The 17,399-nt window shown below is 73.5% G+C and carries 15 protein-coding genes; 12 read left to right on the top strand and 3 right to left on the bottom strand.

Annotated features, from left to right (window positions below; all coding sequences use genetic code 11):
* Positions 1-6: 6 nt before the first annotated feature.
* Positions 7-942 carry a M56 family metallopeptidase gene (locus tag ACZ4IF_RS22570; RefSeq protein ID WP_467565380.1) on the bottom strand — a complete coding sequence of 312 codons (936 nt, stop codon included), beginning with the start codon at positions 940-942 and terminating at the stop codon, positions 7-9.
* Positions 943-1,092: 150 nt separating this feature from the next.
* Positions 1,093-1,644, bottom strand: a complete 552-nt coding sequence (locus ACZ4IF_RS22565; protein ID WP_467565378.1) for a DUF5134 domain-containing protein — start codon at positions 1,642-1,644, stop codon at positions 1,093-1,095.
* 178 nt (positions 1,645-1,822) lie between these two features.
* Between ACZ4IF_RS22565 and ACZ4IF_RS22560 the strand changes: the two genes are divergently transcribed.
* Both ACZ4IF_RS22560 and ACZ4IF_RS22555 read left to right on the top strand, forming a co-directional pair.
* Complete coding sequence (locus ACZ4IF_RS22560) at positions 1,823-3,478, top strand: FUSC family protein (RefSeq protein WP_467565376.1); 1,656 nt, start codon at positions 1,823-1,825, stop codon at positions 3,476-3,478.
* Positions 3,479-3,570: 92 nt separating this feature from the next.
* Positions 3,571-4,308, top strand: coding sequence for a MarR family winged helix-turn-helix transcriptional regulator (locus ACZ4IF_RS22555; protein WP_467566011.1), 738 nt, complete (start codon positions 3,571-3,573; stop codon positions 4,306-4,308).
* Between the two features lie 285 nt (positions 4,309-4,593).
* Here ACZ4IF_RS22555 and ACZ4IF_RS22550 read toward each other — a convergent pair whose 3' ends face one another.
* Positions 4,594-5,358 (bottom strand): VOC family protein, encoded by a 765-nt coding sequence (locus ACZ4IF_RS22550; protein ID WP_467565374.1) that lies wholly within the window; start codon positions 5,356-5,358, stop codon positions 4,594-4,596.
* Positions 5,359-5,558: 200 nt separating this feature from the next.
* Here ACZ4IF_RS22550 and fabG point away from each other — a divergent pair, with 200 nt between their 5' ends.
* The 10 genes from fabG to ACZ4IF_RS22500 all read left to right on the top strand — a co-directional run.
* Entirely contained in the window at positions 5,559-6,311 is a 753-nt protein-coding gene (gene fabG / locus ACZ4IF_RS22545) for a 3-oxoacyl-[acyl-carrier-protein] reductase (protein WP_467565372.1), read from the top strand.
* Positions 6,308-7,117, top strand: a complete 810-nt coding sequence (locus ACZ4IF_RS22540; protein WP_467565370.1) for a thioesterase II family protein — start codon at positions 6,308-6,310, stop codon at positions 7,115-7,117. The genes fabG and ACZ4IF_RS22540 overlap by 4 nt, the downstream gene beginning before the upstream one ends.
* A complete protein-coding gene (locus ACZ4IF_RS22535) occupies positions 7,114-8,049 on the top strand; it encodes a TauD/TfdA family dioxygenase (RefSeq protein WP_467565368.1) in 936 nt (311 codons plus the stop codon). Before ACZ4IF_RS22540 ends, ACZ4IF_RS22535 begins: the two co-directional genes overlap by 4 nt.
* 16 nt (positions 8,050-8,065) lie before the next feature.
* A complete protein-coding gene (locus tag ACZ4IF_RS22530; RefSeq protein ID WP_467565366.1) occupies positions 8,066-9,076 on the top strand; it encodes a TauD/TfdA family dioxygenase in 1,011 nt (336 codons plus the stop codon).
* Between the two features lie 7 nt (positions 9,077-9,083).
* Complete coding sequence (locus tag ACZ4IF_RS22525; protein ID WP_095932635.1) at positions 9,084-10,085, top strand: beta-ketoacyl-ACP synthase III; 1,002 nt, start codon at positions 9,084-9,086, stop codon at positions 10,083-10,085.
* Between the two features lie 51 nt (positions 10,086-10,136).
* On the top strand, positions 10,137-10,397 hold the full coding sequence (locus ACZ4IF_RS22520) for an acyl carrier protein (protein ID WP_467565364.1): 261 nt from the start codon (positions 10,137-10,139) through the stop codon (positions 10,395-10,397).
* A gap of 2 nt (positions 10,398-10,399) precedes the next feature.
* The gene (locus ACZ4IF_RS22515) at positions 10,400-11,824 is read left to right on the top strand and encodes a condensation domain-containing protein (RefSeq protein ID WP_467565362.1); all 1,425 of its coding nucleotides are present in this window, start codon (positions 10,400-10,402) and stop codon (positions 11,822-11,824) included.
* A gap of 196 nt (positions 11,825-12,020) precedes the next feature.
* The gene (sbnA, locus tag ACZ4IF_RS22510) at positions 12,021-13,037 is read left to right on the top strand and encodes a 2,3-diaminopropionate biosynthesis protein SbnA (protein ID WP_467565360.1); all 1,017 of its coding nucleotides are present in this window, start codon (positions 12,021-12,023) and stop codon (positions 13,035-13,037) included.
* Entirely contained in the window at positions 13,031-14,047 is a 1,017-nt protein-coding gene (gene sbnB, locus ACZ4IF_RS22505; protein ID WP_467565358.1) for a 2,3-diaminopropionate biosynthesis protein SbnB, read from the top strand. Before sbnA ends, sbnB begins: the two co-directional genes overlap by 7 nt.
* Before the next feature lie 145 nt (positions 14,048-14,192).
* On the top strand, positions 14,193-17,399 hold a 3,207-nt coding region (locus ACZ4IF_RS22500; protein WP_467565356.1), incomplete at its 3' end, for an amino acid adenylation domain-containing protein.

Genomic DNA, 17,399 nt, shown 5'->3' with positions numbered 1-17,399 from the left:
CAGGACTTAGCCCAGCGCCCGCAGTCCGGGCACGAACGCCACCAGGACCGGGACCACCGGGACCAGTGCGGCGGTGGCCGTCAGTCGCAGGCGCCGGGCCGCCGTGAGCCGGTCGGGGGGAGTGAGCAGGCGGTTCACGCGCTGCGGGACGTGCGCCTCCGGGGTGGGGCAGGGGCCGAACACGCCCCGGTCCTCGTTGAGTTCCACCAGGGCCAGGGCGATGGTGAGGCGGCCGAAGCGGCGCGAGGCCACGTCGTCGGCGGCGAGTTCGACGAGCCGGTGCATCTCGTCGCGGAATGCGGCGAACACCGGCACCTGGGGGAAGCCGGTGGCCAGCGCCGCCGAGGAGTGCAGCAGCCAGTCGTGCCGGGCCCGTGCGTGACCCTGTTCATGCGCGAGCACGGCATCCAGCTGCCGCCCCTTGAGGCGGCGCAACGCGGCCGTGGTGATGACGAGTTGGGGCGCGGCGCCGGGCAGCCACCAGGCGTCGGGGCGCTCGCCCTCGAGCACCACGAGGCGGTCGGCGCTCGGCTCCTCGCCGGGCAACAGCGGGGCGCGCAGGCGCAGTTCGGCGCGGCTCCGCCGACGCCGCGCACGGGCCCGCAGAATCTCACGGACCAGCATCGCTCCGGTCCACACGCCACCGCAGGCGAGTGCCACGGCGGTCGTCGCGGCCCACGCACCGCCCGTGCTCAGCGCGTACGCGTCCACGACGGAGCGCGGAGCCGGACCGAACACATGGCCCCGCACCGCCACCCACGCGGCGGCCGCGCTGAGCGTCATCGACAGGGCACAGCACAGCAGGACGGCCGCCACCACGCACTGCCAGACCCACAGGGCGACCACCGGTTCACGGTCCGGCCAGTCGGCCCGTGCGAGCAGTCGTGGAGCCACCACGGCGACCACGGCGCCGAGCAGCAACAGTGCCGCGGGGACCATCATGGGCCGAAGCCTATGAGCGGGGTGTCGGCGCTGGATACGGGCCGCGAGGGCAAGTGACGCACGCCACGGTTTCGTACGGCGCTCTAACGCCTCGCGTCCGGTCCCGCGCTCGACGGACCCGTCCCGGGAGCGGCGTCGGACGGGCCGGTCTCAGAGCGTGACCAGCATCGCCAGCATGGCGATCCCCATGGACAGGCGGCAGGCCCGCGACAGTTCGGGCCGGTCGCCCCAGCCGAGGGCGCGCGCGCTCCCGGCCGTGGTGCTCCCCAGGGGCAGCAGCCGGGCGCCGGAGCGCAGGACGTACGCGGTGAAGTACAGCAGGAGCACGCCGGTGACCAGGGGGATGCCGGAGCCGCCGTGGTGGCCGTGGGAGCCGGGGGAGACGGCCATCGCGACCGCCATGTAGACCATCGCCAGGGCGCCCATCAGATGGTGCAGGTGGTGCGGGTCCGACCGGGCCGTCCACAGGGCGCGCACGGCGGCGGCGCCGAACACGGCGGTGTAGACGAGCCAGGCCCAGCGCGGCGGGGCGACCACGGCGGCCGGGACCGCCATCGCGGCCATGCCGAAGCCCATGAGCGCCTCGCCGCCCGCGGTCCGGCGCTGTTCCTCGACACTGCTGCGCATGCGCAGCAGGCAGTAGGCGCCGGTTGCCGCGCACAGCGCGACGAGCAGCCAGCCGGGCGAAGCCGGTCCGTGCACCGTGTACCTCCCCTCTCTCCGATGTCGGACATCGGGCAGTCGGTCTGGACATGCCCCGAGCGTCCGGTGCGCAAGCAAGCGCAAGGGTGTACGCGGGGGAGCGTGCGGGAGTGTGCGCTGGTGAGGGGTGTGACGGAGGATATGTTTTACAAGTAAAACACCTGCTAATATTGTGTTCATGAGTAGTGCGACCGCCCCCAGGACCCCCCGCGTACGGCGCCTGCCGCTGACCGGAGTGCTGCGTCTCGGCAGACCGTCCGACATCTGGTTCAAGCCCGCGCTGAGCGCCGTCGTGGCCGTCGCCCTGCCCAACCTGACGCTCCTGGTGCTCGGCCGCCTCGACCTCGCCATGTACACGATGGCCGGATCGCTGTGCGCCCTGTACGCCCACAACCGCCCCTACGCGGCGCGGGCCCGCGCCGTCGCCTGGGTGGTGCTCGGCATGCTCGGCGGTCTCGCCGTCTCCCTCGTCACGGCCTCGCTCACCACGAACGCCGTCGTGCTGGTCACCGTCGGCGCCGTGCTCGCCGCCGCGCAGAAGGTGCTCTGCGACGCCACGCGCATCGGGCCGCCCGGGCACGTCGTCCTCGCCTTCATCTCCTCGGCGGCCCTGTTCGCGCCGCAGTCCCTCGGTCAGGTGCCCGGCCATCTCGCGCTCGGCGCGGCGGCCGGCGTGTGGGCCTGGATCGTCTGCATGGCCCCGGGTCTCGTCCGCCCGCACGGCCCCGAGCGCCGGGCCACCGCGCACGCGCTGGACGTGGCCGCCGCGTACGTCGAGGCAGGCGAGGCCGGCGCCGACGGCGCACGGGCCCGCACCGCCGCGGCCGCCGCCGTGCACGGCGCCTGGCAGTGCCTGCTGTCCACCGGAGCCCGCTCCGCACCCCGCCGCTCCCTGGAACGGCTCGTCGTGCGCGCCGAGGTCGCGCTGGCCGCGCCCGCCGACACGGACTCCGGGCGGTTGCGCGACTGGGCCCGCGAACTGCGCGGCAACCACCCCGTGCCGCGTCCCGGCGACCTCTCCGGGACCGCCGACGAGCTCCTCGGTGTCGAGGCCGCGCTGACCTTCGGGGAACCGCCGCTGTTCCGCCGCCTCGGCCCGCTCGCGCCCATCGCCCTGCGCACCGCGCTCGGCTGCGCGCTCGCCGGGTACGTCTCGCTCGCCCTCGGCGTCGGCCGCCCCTACTGGGCGCTGGTCACCGCCGCCTCGCTCTACCAGGCCAACGTCACCCTGACCTGGAACCGGGGCGTGCAGCGCGTCGTCGGCAACCTCGTCGGCGTGCTCGCGTTCGCGGCGATCGCCCCCCTCGCCCACCTCGGCCAGGCGGCCCTCGTGCTGTGCTGCCTCGCCCTCAACTTCGGTGCCGAGGCGCTGATCGGCCGCAACTACTGGCTCGGCAGCATCTGCGTGACTCCGATGGCCCTGCTGATCACCGAGTTCGCGCGGGTCCAGCAGCCCGGCGAGCTGATCACCGACCGTGTCGTGGACACCCTCGTGGGGGCGCTGGTCGGCTTCGTCGCCGCGATCGCGGTGACGAACCGCAGGGCCGGCGACCGCATCGAGCACGCGCTCGCCGCCGTCGAGGGCGCCCGGGAGCGCGCCGCCGTGCTGCTGGCCGCGGAACACCCCGGGCCCGGTGCCCTGGAGTCGGCCCGACGGGATCTGTCCGCGGCCGTGGTCGCCCTGCGTGCCGCCGCGGACGCCGCGGCGGGCGAATGGTGGCAGCGCGCCCTGCCGGAGGAGCGGGTCGTGCGGGCCGAGCAGCGCGGACACCGTACGCTCGCGGCGACGGTACGACGGCAGGGACTGCACTGCTTGGAGGGCGCACAGGCATGACGACAGCGGACGGGCGGGCGCACGCGGAGGGCACTCCCGGGGGGCGGGGCCACTCGGAGGCCGCCCCCGCCGAGGGGGAGGCCGCCGGGGGAGTGCCCGTCGGCCGGGAGGACGGCACGGCCGCGCCCGCCGGTCCCGTCGCTCCGGCGGACGAGGAGGGTGCTCCCGGCGCGCGGCCCGCGGCGCCGCGGGCCTCCGGCGGCGGTCCCGCCCGTGAGGACGCCCCCTCGGGCAGCAGAACCTCCAGGAGCGCCCCCTCCGGCAGCAGAAGCTCCACGGGAGCCTCGACGGGCGCCCCCTCCGAGAGGCGAACCCCCACGGGTGCCCCGGCGGACACCGTCGCGGCCGTCGTCCGGCAGTGGCGGACCGTGCGCCCCGACCTCGACACCGGGCCCATGGAGGTCATCGGCCGCGTCAATCGCTGTGCCGCGCTCCTCCAGCAGGCCGAGGACGCGCCGCTGCGCCGGGCCGGGCTCACCCGCCCCGAGTTCGACGTCCTCGGAACCCTGCGGCGCACCGGACACGAACTCACACCCAGCGAGATCGCCCGCGAGACGTTCTCCTCGGGCGCCGCCGTCACCAAGCGGCTCAAGCAGCTCACCGAACGCGGGCTGGTCGAGCGCCGGGGGGACACCCGTGACCGCCGGGTCGCACATGTGCGGCTGACCGACGAGGGGCGCGATCTCGTCGACGGCATCCTGCCCGAGCAACTGGCCTACGAGACCTCGGTCCTGTCGGGCGTCGACCCCGATCGCCGACGTGAACTGGCTGGACTGCTCGGCGAGTTGCTCGGCCAGCTGGAGGGCCGGCTCGGGCTGCCGCGGGCCTGAGTCCGTCCGGGGGAGAGAGCGGGAGCCATGCCCGCTCTCCGGGGTGCGGGCAGAGCGGGTGCCGTGCCCGCCCTCCGGGTGCGGGAGCCGCCCCCCTCGGGCCTTCCCGTCGTGGTGGTCCCTAGGGGGTTTCGTTCGGATCGGCTCGGATCGGTCCGCGGCGTCCGGTGCGGTGCATCGCAAGGCGGAGGATCACCCGCGTACCGGGCGTACCCGGGTGGTCCGACAATGCGGCGAGGTGCCGTGCCGGGCGCCGCGGACCCGAGCCGATCCGAACGAAACCCCCTAGCCCTCCTCGCCCGCCGTGTGGATTCCGAACGGTGCCCCCTGCGGGTCCTTCAGCACCGCGATGCGCGGGCCCTCCGGCACGGTCGTGGGCTCCATCAGCATGCTGCCGCCCGCCCCCACGGCCGCGTGCGCCGTGGCGTCCACGTCCTCGACGGCGAAGTACGGCAGCCAGTGCGAGGGCACCTCCGGCGGGAACTTCTCGTCCAGCGTCAGCATGCCGCCGAAGTCGTCGCCTGCGATGCCCCATTGCGTGTACTGCTCCGAGGGGTTGACGGTCCACCCGAAGACCCGCGTGTAGAAGTCCGTGACCGGCCCCGGGGCGCGGGTCAGCAGTTCGACCCAGCCCAGCGCGCCCGGCGCGTTGAACAGTCCCGCGCCGGGGAAGGCACGCGCCTGCCACAGCTGGAAGAAGGCACCGCCGGGATCGACCGCGACCGCGAAACGGCCCACGTCGAACACGTCCATCGGCCCGAGGACGATCGTGCCGCCCGCGGCCCGCACCGCCTCGGCGGCCGCATCCGCGTCCGCCACGGCGAAGGACACGTTCCAGGCGACGGGCTGGGACTCCTGATACCGGGGCGAGATCGCCGCCACCGCGGCGTCGCCCAGGTGCGCGACGGTGTAACCGCCCGCCTCCTGGCGGGGGTCCGTCTCCGGCCGCCATCCGAACAGGTCGGCGTAGAAGCGCTTGGCCCCCTCCAGATCGCTGGTTCCGAGCTCGGTCCAGCAGGGACCACCGGTCACCGGCCTGTCGAGCTTCATGAGGTTCCTTCCGCAGCGCCCATGGCGGTCCTTCCGCAGCCGGACCCCTTCAGCACGCTATGCCCGCACCGGGACCCCGGCCACCGGGCGCCGCCCGGACTCCCCACCGGCTGCTCGCGGGCCGTGCTGGACACCGTATAGGCCCCATATAGCGACCGAACCCACGCTCGACTCATTCGAACGGACGAGGGGGCTCGGACATGGGGCGGGACGGCAGCGCGGCTCGGGTGGCGGTCGTGACCGGTGGATCGCGGGGCATCGGCCGTGCCGTCGCCGTGCGACTGGCGCAGGACGGCTTCGACGTCGCGATCTGCTACCGGTCGGACGAGGCGGCGGCGCAGCTCGTGCGGAAGGAGATCGAGGACAAAGGGAGCCGGGCGCTGACCCGGCGCGTGGACGTGGGGGTCCGGGAGGACGTGCAGCAGTTCGTGACGGCCGTGGAGGACGAGCTCGGCACACCGGACGCCGTGGTGACGTCCGCGGGCATCACCCGCGACCGGCCGCTCGCCCTCATGGGGGACGAGGACTGGCACTCCGTCGTCGGGACCAACCTGAACGGCACCTACCACCTGCTGCGCTGCGTGATCCGTCCGATGATCCGTGAGCGCGCGGGAGCCGTCGTCACCCTCTCCTCGGTCGCCGGAGTCGCCGGCAACGCGGGCCAGGCCAACTACGCGGCCTCCAAGGCGGGCATCGTCGGCCTCACCCAGTCGCTGGCCAAGGAGGCCGGGCGCTACGGGATCCGGGCCAACGCCATCGCCCCCGGGTTCATCGAGACCGAGATGGTCGCCGACCTGCCGGAGAAGGTCGTCGAGGGAGCCCTGACCCGTATCCCGCTCGGCCGCTTCGGGCAGGCCGACGAGGTCGCCTCGCTCGCCTCCTTCCTGGTCTCCCCGCAGTCCGCGTACATCACCGGCCAGGTGCTCCGCGTCGACGGGGGCATGGCGTTGTGACCGGCGACGGCCTGTGGTTCCGCCGCTATCCCGCGGCCCGCCCGCCCCGGGTGCGGCTGGTGTGCCTCCCGCACGCGGGCGGCAACGCACAGCTCTTCCACGGCTGGCCGGGCCGGCTGCCCGGCGACGTCGAGGTGCTCGCTGTGCGCTACCCCGGACGCCAGGAGCGGATGACCGAGCCGTGCGTCGAGTCCATGGACGAGCTCGCCGACGCGGTCGCCCGGGCCCTGGACGCCTACCGGGACGTCCCGCTGGCGCTGTTCGGGCACAGCATGGGCGCCGCCGTGGCCTACGAGGTCGCGGCCCGCCTCGAAGCGACCGGTCCGGGGCCCGTCCAGGTGTTCCTGTCCGCACGCAATGCCCCGCACCGGGCGACCCGCACCATGCTGCACCGGGCCGCCGACGATGTGCTGCTGGCCTCCGTACGGCGCCTGGGCAGCCTCGGAGGCGACCCCTACGGCGTACCGGAACTGCGCGAACTGCTGCTGCCCGTGCTGCGCAGCGACTACCGGCTCATCGAGACCTACGCGCCCGGGAACCCGCCCGTGCTGCGCGCCCCGGTCACCGCGTACGCCGGTGCCGCCGACCCCGGCTGCGACGTCGAACGCGTCGCGGCCTGGGCCGAGTTGACCACGGGCGGCTTCGACCTGCGGTCGTTCCCGGGCGACCACTTCTACCTCGCCCCGCAGGAGGCCGAGCTGACCGCGGACATCGCCGCCCGGCTCGCCCGGCCGACCGGGGCGCCCACCGCAACCGCCATCCAGGCCGCGCAACCGGCCGCCACGACTGCGAGGACAGCTCCATGACCCACACCGAGACCTGGGCACCGCTGGAGATCAAGGCCGAGGACGGTGGCGGTGCCGGCGAACTGCTCCGCCGCCTCGACACCCTGGACCCCGGCCTGGACGAACTCCTCGTCCGCGAGAAGGCCCTGGTCTTCCGCGGGTTCGGCATCACGCCCGACACGCTCGACACGGCGCTCGACCGGCTGCTGCCGCACCGGCTCGCCTATGTCCACGGCAACTCGCCGCGCACCAAGGTCGGCGGCAACGTGTACACCTCGACGGAGTACCCGCAGGAGTACACCATCTCGATGCACAACGAGATGAGTTACGCGCACGCCTGGCCGACCCGGCTCGCCTTCTACTGCGAGGTGACACCCGGCGGCGGTGGCGCGACCCCCGTCACCGACGCCGCCCGCTGGCTGGCCGCGCTCGACGAAGAGGTGCGTGAGGCCTTCGCGGGCGGCGTGCGCTACGTGCAGAACCTGCACGACGGGTACGGCCTCGGCAAGAGCTGGCAGGACACCTTCGAGACCAAGGAACGCGGCGACGTCGAGGAGTTCCTCACCGGCACCGGCGCCGAATGGACGTGGCGGCGCGACGGCAGCCTGCGCGTCGAATCGGTCCGCCCCTCCACCACCCGGCACCCGGTCACCGGCGCCGAGGTCTGGTTCAACCAGGCCGACCAGTGGCACCCCGCCGGACTCGGCGACGACACCGCCGCCGAACTCGCCGCGATCCTCCCCGAGGACGAGCTGCCGCAGATGGTGAAGTTCGCCGACGGCGGTGCCATCCCCGCCGAGTACGTCACCCAGATCCGGGACCGGGGTCTGGAGGCCGCCGTCGACGTCGACTGGATCCGCGGCGACCTGCTCCTCATCGACAACGTGCTGCTGGCCCACGGGCGACGGCCGTTCACCGGTGACCGCCGCGTCCTCGTCGCGATGTCCGACTGAACCGGGAACGGACGACATGACCAGCACCCACGACGTGACCCGCGCCTCAACCGGCGTACTGCCCGGCTGGGCCGGCACCGGCACGGCGCCCCACCTGTACCGGGCCCGCTCCGAGGACGCCGCCGTCCTCGCCGACATCGACACGCACCGCGACGAGCTGCGCCGCTGCCTCGCACGACAGGGAGCCGTCCTGCTGCGCGGCTACGCCGTCGGCGGGGTCGACGGCTTCGACGCCGTGGTCCGTGCCTTCTCCGGCACACCGCCACTGGCCTACGCGGAGCGCTCCTCACCCCGCTCCACCATCAAGGGCCAGGTCTACACCTCGACCGACTACCCGGCGGCCGAGGAGATCTTCCTGCACAACGAGAACTCCTACCAGGCCGTGTGGCCCGGCACCCTCTACTTCCACTGCGCCGAGCCGCCCACCACCCAGGGCGCCACCCCGCTCGCCGACACACGGCGCGTGCTCGCCGCCCTCGACCCCGATGTGCGCGACGAGTTCGAGCGGCGCGGCTGGCAGGTGGTGCGCAACTTCCACACCGGCTTCGGAGTGCCCTGGCAGGAGGCGTTCGCCACCGCGGACCGGGACACGGTGACCGCCTACTGCGCGGAGCGCGACATCGTCGCCGAATGGCGGCCCGACGGGGGACTGCGCACCACCGCCGCCCGTGCGGCCGTGCACCGCCACCCCGTCACCGGTGAGCGTGTCTGGTTCAACCACGCCACCTTCTTCCACGTCACCACCGTGGCCGAGGAGGTCGGAGCGGGCCTGCGGGCGATCTTCCCCGACGAGGACCTGCCCACCAACACGTACTACGGCGACGGCGGAGCCATCCCGGACGCCGTGACGGACCATCTGCGCTCCGTCTACCGGGCCAACTCCGTCCGCTTCGACTGGCAGCGCGACGACGTGCTGATCGTCGACAACATGCTCACCGCGCACGCGCGCGAGCCGTTCACCGGGCCCCGGCGGATCGCCGTGGCCATGGCCGAGCCGTCCGACGCCCCGTCGGACGGGAGGAGTTGAGGACGTCATGGCACAACCCGAGGCAGCGGGAGCTCCGTTGGAGACCTATCTGACCCCGCCGACCCACGGATCCCGCATCACCGGCATCGCCGCCTACCGGCCCGCGAAGCTGTTGTCCAACGAGGAGCTGTCCCCGCGCACCACCGTCTCCCCGCAGTGGATCGAACAGCGCACCGGCATCAGGACCCGGCACCACGCGAGCGAGGCCGAGGACCTGGTCACCATGTCCGTCGCCGCCGGCGAGAAGGCTCTGGTGATGGCCGACATCGACCCCACCGAGGTGGACCTCACCATCGTGGCCACCGCGACCCGCAAGCGCCGCATGCCGGGCATCGCGCCGGAGGTCGCCAGCCGCATCGGCCTGCCCAACTCGGGCGCTTACGACCTCAACGCGGTGTGCGCGGGCTTCACCTACTCGATGGCCATGGCCTCCGGCGCCGTACGGCTCGGCGAGGCACGGCACGTCCTGGTGGTCGGCGCCGAGCGCACCAGCGACTGGATCGACCCGGACGACCCCGACACCTTCGTGATCTTCGGCGACGGAGCCGGCGCCGCCGTGGTCTCGCGCTCCGAGCACACCGGGATCGGCCCCGCCGTATGGGGCAGCGACGGCGCCCGGCACAACGTCCTCGGCCTCACCGAGAGGCCCGACGGACGCGAGTACGTCGCCATGAACGGCCCGCTCGTCTACAAGTGGTCCACGGCCACCATGCCGGACGTCGCGCACCGGGCCTGCGCCGCCGCCGGAATCACCATGCGGGACATCGACTGGTTCGTACCGCACCAGGCCAACAACCGCATCATCAAGACCCTCACCCGGGAGCTGGAACTGCCGCCCGAGCGCGTCGTCAACGACGTCGTCGACACCGGCAACACCTCCGCCGCCTCGGTGCCCCTCGCACTCAGCCGCCTCCACGACAGCGGCCGCTCCACGCCCGGCGACCACGTGCTGCTGCTCGGCTTCGGCGCCGGCCTCACCTACGCCGGACAGGTCGTCCGCATGCCCTGACCAGGGCACCGCCATCCTTCCCAGCCCACCACTCAAGAGACGGATCCACACATGACGACGCACGAGACGACCACCGACGCCCTGACCGCCGAGGTCATCGCCCTGGTCCAGCGCACCGCCCCCGACCTGGAGGGCGACATCGACGCGGACTCCAGCTTCGAGGAGCTCGGCATGGACTCGCTCACCCGGGTCGACCTGCTGGCCGCCGTGGAGAAGACCTACCGCCTGTCCGTGCCCGACGAGACGGTCGCCGAACTACTGCGCGTGCGAGACGTCGTCGTCTTCCTCGCGACCGCGAAGGCCGAGGTCTGACGGTGGAACGCCACCACGGGGGGCCGACGGTGGACACCGTCCTCGACACACCGCTGCCGCTGTCGGTGGGCCAGGAGGGGCTGTGGCTCCTCCAGCGCCTGGCCCCCGACAGCGCGACGTACAACCTCGCCGGCGGGGCCCGCATGACGCCCGCGCCGGACCCGGAGATCCTCGCCCGCGCCGTACGCGCCCTGACGGACCGTCACCCGATGCTCCGCTCGCGCTACGCCGAGACCGACGGACAGCCCTGCCGCATCGTCGAAGCGGTCGGTACGCTCGCTGAACTGACGGTCCGTGAGCTACCGGACGCGACGGACGAGGAGCTCGACGCACTGGTGCGGGCGGAGGTCCGCCGCCCCTTCCGCCTCGGCGCCGAGGGCCCCTTCCGGGCCGTCCTGCTGCGCCGCCGCGACGACGCCGTCGCCCTCGTCGTCACCCACCACATCGCCACCGACGCCTTCTCCCAGTGGCTGCTGTGGCGCGACCTCCTCCAGGCCTACGAGGCGTTCGCGACCGGCCGCGACGATCCCGGCTGGGAACCGCTGCCCGTCGCCTACGACGACTTCGTCGAGCGCGAGCAGATGCTCCTCGACTCCTCGCGGGGCAAGCGGCAGGCCGAGTTCTGGCAGGAGGAGGCGGCCGGCGCGCAGGCCGCCGAACTGCCCACCGACCGGCCCCGCCCCGCCGTGTCCTCACAGACCGGCGCGAGCCTGCTGCGCCGGCTGCCCGACCGGCTCTCCGACAAGGTGCTGCGCACCGCGGCGCAGCGCGGAGTCTCCCCGTTCGCCCTCACGCTCGGCGCCTTCCAGTCGCTGCTCCACCGCTGGGGCGGCCAGCGGGACTTCCTCCTCGCCTGCCCGGCGTCGACCCGCCGCTCCTCCGCGGCCCAGGTCGTCGGCTACTTCGTCAACCCGGTCCTCATCCGGGGCCGTTTCGGCCGCGACACCACCCTCGCGGACGCCATGACCCAGGCCGCCGACCGGGTCCGGCAGGCCACCGCACGCGTCTCCTACCCGTACCCGCTCGTCGCCCGCGACGCCGGCACCACGGGCCCGCTCTACCGGATCTCGGTGACGATGGTCGCCACCGACCGGTTCGGACCGGGCATGGGCGGCGCCGCCTCCGGCGAGCCGATGACCGTCGCGGGCATCGAGACGACGTATCTGGAGATCCCGCACCTGGAAGGCCAGTGCGACCTCTCGCTGGAGATCACCCGTGATGTGTACGGGCTGACGATGGCCCTGCGCTACGACACGGACCTCTTCGAACGGGCCACGGTGGAGCGGCTGTTCGACGTCTTCCTGCGGTTCGTCGAGGCGGCCGCGGACGATCCCGACCAGCGCGTCTCCCGCATCCCGCTGACCGACGACGCCGAGCGCCGGGCCCTGCTCGCCCTGGGCGGCGCGGGCTCCGGCGGCACGCCGTGACCGTCATGGCCCGACGCCCCACGACCGCCGTGACCGTCGTGTCCCCGCGGCCCGCCGCGACCGGCGTGACCGTCGTGTCCCCGCGCCCCGCGACCGCCATGGCCGGGCGGCTCGCGGCGGTCACGGCGCCGCGCCCCGCGACCGCCGCGCCGGCACATCCCGTGACCGCCCACGAATCCGGCAGGAGTCCGCGTCCATGACGCCACGACCGGTGCTCGACGGCATCCTCGACGCCGTCGGCGACACACATCTGGTGGAACTGGGCGGCCTTCTGCCCCGTTTCCCCTCCCGGGTCCTCGCCAAGCTCGAAGGGTTCAACCCCGGAGGCAGCGTCAAGGACAGGTCCGCGCTGTCCATGCTGCTGGGCCGGATCAGAGGCGGCGAACTCATCCCCGGCCGCTCCACGGTCGTGGAATCCAGCTCCGGCAACCTGGCCATCGGCATCGCCCAGATCTGCCGCTACTACGGGATCGACTTCATCTGCGTCGTCGACCCCAAGACCACCCGGCAGAACCTGAAGATCCTTCGGGCCTACCAGGTCACGGTCGACATGGTCACCGAACCCGACCCCGACACCGGCGCCTACCTCCCCGCCCGGCTCGCCCGGGTGCGCGAACTGGTGGCCTCCCTGCCCGGCGCGTACTGGCCCAACCAGTACGCCAACCCGCTCAACCCGCGGGCCCACACCCGGACCATGCGGGAGATCGCCGAGGCGCTGGACGGCCGGGTCGACTACCTGTTCTGCGCCACCGGAACCGGCGGCACCCTCACCGGCTGCGCGGACTACATCAGTGACCACGGTCTGTCCACGACGCTGGTCGGCGTCGACGCGCTCGGCAGCGTGCTGTTCGGCGGCCCGGCCGGGCCCAGGCTGCTCCCCGGGCACGGCGCGGCCGTCCGCCCGGCCCTCTTCGATCCGGAACGAGCCGACGAAGTGGTGCTCGTCTCGGACCTCGACTGCGTGGTCGGCTGCCGGACCCTGACCCAGCGCGAGGCCATCCTCGCGGGCGGCTCGTCCGGCGCCGTCACCGCGGCCCTGGGCCGGTACGCCGACCGCATCCCCGCCGGCAGCACCTGCGTGCTGGTCTTCCCGGACCGCGGCGACCGCTACCTCGACACGATCTACGACGACGAATGGGTGCGCCGCCACTTCGGCGAAGTGAGCCACCTGTGGAAGGAACCGGAGCACACCATGGCGGTGGGAACATGCTGATCATCGGCCACCAGACGGTCGCGGGCCTCCTCGAAGGCCGCGAGAAGGAGGTCGTCGACCTCGTCGCCGAGGCCTACCGGCGCCACGACGAGGGCCGCACCAGCCTGCCGCACTCCGTCTTCCTCCGCTTCCCCGACCGCCCCCGGGACCGCATCATCGGACTGCCCGCCTATCTCGGCGGCAGCACCGAAACCGGCGACGACGACATCGCCGGAATGAAGTGGATCGCGTCCTTCCCCGGCAACATCGCCTCCGGGGCGCAACGCGCCAGCGCGGCGATCCTGCTCAACTCGTTGCGCAACGGACAGCCCGAGGCACTCATCGAGGGCTCCCTGATCTCCGCCCGGCGCACCGCCGCGTCCGCCGCGGTGGGCGCGCGCGCACTGCTCGCCGGCCGCAGGCCCTCCGGGATCACGCTCGTCGGCTGCGGCGTCATCAACCGCGAGGTGCTCCGCTTCCTCGCCGCCGAACACCCGGGCCTCGACCGGCTCACCGTGTACGACACCGACCCCGAGCGCGCCAGGCGGTTCACCCTGGACAACGCGCGGCTGCTGCCGTCGGCCGCCGTCCGCCACTGCGACACCCTCGACGAGGCCCTGGCCGCCCACGACCTGGTGTCCGTCGCCACCACCGCCGCGACCCCGCACACCTCCCTCGACGCCTGCCCGCCCGGCACGGTGGTGCTGCACCTCTCGCTGCGCGACATCACCGTCCCGGCCGTCCTCGACTCCCACAACGTAGTCGACGACCCCGACCACGTGTGCCGCGAGAACACCTCGGTCCACCTCGCCGAAATCGCGTCCGGCGGGCGGGACTTCATCGACGCGAGCATCGGCGCTCTGCTGCGCGGCACCGCGACGCTCGACCCGCGGCCCGGCAGACGGCTCGTGTACTCGCCGTTCGGGCTCGGTGTCCTCGACCTCGCGCTCGCCCGCTTCGTACGCGACCGGGCCCGCGCCGGCGGCCTCGGCACCGACGTCACGGACTTCCTGCCGCCGCCCGCCGCGTAGCCACCCGCCCTCCCGCACACCGCCGGCCACGCCGCCGCGAACCGCCGGACCACCACCGGGGCGGCCGGGTCCGCCGGACCACCGGCGGCGCCGCCGAGGGCCGTCGCACCGCCGCACGCGCTCACTTCCCTGGAGAAGAGAAGAGATGACAGTCCCGCTGCACCGACTCATCGCCCACCAGGCCGTGTCGACCCCCCTCGCCGTCGCGGTCGACGGCGCCCAGGGGCCACTGGGCTACGAAGCGCTCGACCGGCGCGCCAACCGGATCGCGCGGCTCCTCGCGTCCCGCGGCGTCGGCGCCGAGGACCGGGTCGTCGTCTGCCTGCCGCGCGGCCACGACCTCGTCGCCGCCCTGCTCGGCGTGTGGAAGGCGGGCGCCGCCTACGTGCCGCTGGACACGGGGCACCCGCAGGAGCGCACGGCCTGGGTCGTCGCGGACAGCGGTGCGCGCACGGTGCTGACGAGCGGGACCGACGCCGACACCTTCGCGGAACTCCTGCCCGGCGGAGTCGTGGACCTCGACCGGGAGTCCGACGCCCTGGCCGCACTGCCCGACACGGCACCCGAGACCGAGGTCTCCGTCGACCACGCCGCCTACCTCACCTACACCTCGGGCTCGACCGGACGTCCCAAAGGCGTCCTCGTGCAGCACGGAGGCATCGCCGGCCGGGTCGCCTGGTCGCTCGACCACCAGGGAGTGACCAGCACGGACCGCGTGCTCCAGAAGACCGTCCTCACCTTCGACGCCGCCGGCTGGGAACTGTTCACCCCGCTCGCCGCCGGCGCCACCGTGGTCATGGCACCGCCCGGCGCCGAGGCCGACCCCGCCCTGCTCGTGGCGACGGTCGCCGACGAGCACATCACCGTCCTCCAGGGCGTGCCGTCCGTGCTGCGGCTGCTCGTCGCCGAGCCACGCTGGACGGACTGCGCCGACCTGCGGCTGGTGTGCTCTGCGGGTGAACCCCTCGACGGCGAACTGTGCCGGGCGCTCGCCGAACCGGGCGCCGCCCGCGTCTGGAACACCTACGGCCCCACCGAGTGCTCCATTGACGTCACCGCCCAGCTCTACGACCCGGAGCGGCACGGCGAGGCCGTCCCCATCGGGCGGCCCCTGGACCACATGCGGGTGTACGTCCTCGACGTCGAGTTCGATCCGGTACCCGTCGGGGTGGTGGGCGAGCTGTACGCCGCCGGCGACGGCACGGCGCGCGGCTACACGGGCCGGCCCGCGCAGACCGCCGAGCGTTTCCTGCCCGACCCGCACGGCCCCGCCGGCGGCCGCATGTACCGCACCGGCGACCTGGTGCGCTGGCGAGCCGACGGCGCCCTCGACTTCCTCGGCCGCGCCGACCACCAGGTCAAGGTCAACGGCGTCCGCATCGAACCCGCCGAGGTCGAGGCCGCGCTGAACGCCCACCCCGACGTCCGCGGAGCCGTCGTCGACGCCCGCACCCTGGGCGACGGCAAGCGGCTCGTCGCCTACCTGACCACGGCCCGCCGCATCCCGCGCGACGAACTGCGCACCCTCCTGCGCGGCAGGCTGCCCGAACCGATGATCCCCTCGCTGTTCGTGCCGCTGGACGCCTTCCCGCTCACCAGCAGCGGCAAGGTGGACCGTGCCGCCCTGCCCGACCCGGCCCTGGAGCCGGCGAAGGACTCCGCCGAGCGCGTCGCCCCCCGTACCCCCGCCGAACGCCTCGTGGCGCAGGTGTGGGAACAGCTCCTCCAGGTCGAACGGGTCGGCGCCCACGACGACTTCTTCTCGCTCGGCGGATCCTCCCTGGTCCTGACCCGGCTGGCCGACGCGCTGCGCAGGGCATCCGGCGACGACATCCAACTACGCGGCCTCTTCGGCGCGTTCACCGTCGAGGCGCAGGCGAGGCTGCTGGAGGACGCGCGACCCGCCGTCCCCGGTGTGACGCCCGTCGGCCGCGACGAGCCGCTGCCGCTCTCCTTCGGCCAGCACCGGCTGTGGTTCCTGGACCGCATGCACCCGGGCAGCCCCGAATGGGTGGCCCCGTTCTTCCTGCGGCTGCCCGCCGGCACCACGCGTGACGTCGCGCAGTCCGCCCTCGACGCGCTGGAGGCCCGCCACGAGTCCCTGCGCACCCGGTACGTGGTCCGGGGCGAGGAGCCCCGCCAGGTGATCGCCGCTCCGGGCACCGTCGAACTGCGCGTCGAGGACGCCTCGGAGGCCCACCTGGAGGGCCTGTTCGCGGAGCAGTTCGCTCGCGGCTTCGACCTCGCGGAGGGTCCGTTGTGGCGCGCCCTGATGGTCCGCGTGCCGAAGGGCGGCCCGGTCCTGCTGGTGACGGCCCACCACATCGCCACCGACGGCTGGTCGACCGTACTGCTCGACCGCGAACTGCGCGAACTGTGCGCGGCGGCGACCGAGGGCCGTACTCCCGAGCTCGGTGAACTCCAGGTGCAGTACGCCGACTTCGCGGCCTGGCAGGCGTCCCACGCCACGGAGGTGTCCTCGTCGCGCGAACTCGACCACTGGAAGCAGGCCCTCGCGGGGCTGCCCGAACTCAGGCTCCCCACCGACCGGCCCCGGCCCGCCCGGCGCGACGCGCACGGCTCCGGCGTCAGGTTCTCCGTGCCGGCCTCCCTCGCCGACACCCTCACCGGCATCGGACGCCGGCACGGCGCGACTCCGTACGTCACGCTGCTCGCGGCCTTCGGCGCGCTGCTCGGCCGCTACAGCGGGCAGGACGACTTCGGCATCGGCAGCCCAGTCACCGGCCGGACCCGTCCGGAGACCCAGGACACGGTCGGCTTCTTCCTCAACTCGCTCGTGATGCGCTGCGACCTGACCGGCGACCCCACGTTCGCCGAGCTGCTCCAGCGGGTCCGGACCACCGTGATGGCCGGATTCGCCCATCAGGAGCTGCCCTTCGAACGCCTCGTGGACGAGCTCCAGCCCACCCGCGACCTCTCACGCACCCCGCTCTACCAGGTCGCCTTCGACCTCCAGGACGAAGGAGCGACCTCGGTCGCCGCCGACGACGTCCTGTTGGACGCCTTCCAGGGCGCCTGGCGGGTCGCCAAGACCGACCTCACCCTCTTCGTCTGGCGACAGCACGACGGCTCTCTCATCGGCGCCTTCGAATACGCCACCTCGCTCTTCGACCGCGAGACGGTCGAGCGTCTGGCCCACCACTTCATCCAGCTCCTCGAAGCCGTGGCCGCCGACGCGGACACCGCCCTGTCCGCCGTCGACATCACCTCCGTCCAGGAACGCCGACTGCTGAAGGCGTGGAATGACACGGGGGTTGTGGTGCCGGGGGTGTCGGTGCCGGAGTTGGTTGCTGTGCGTGCGGTGGAGTCGCCGGGTGTGGTGGCGGTGGAG

The organism is Streptomyces sp. NPDC025784 (genome assembly GCF_055558435.1).
The sequence above is the reverse complement of the archived record's forward strand: the minus strand, read 5'-3'. Positions and strand labels throughout refer to the sequence as shown.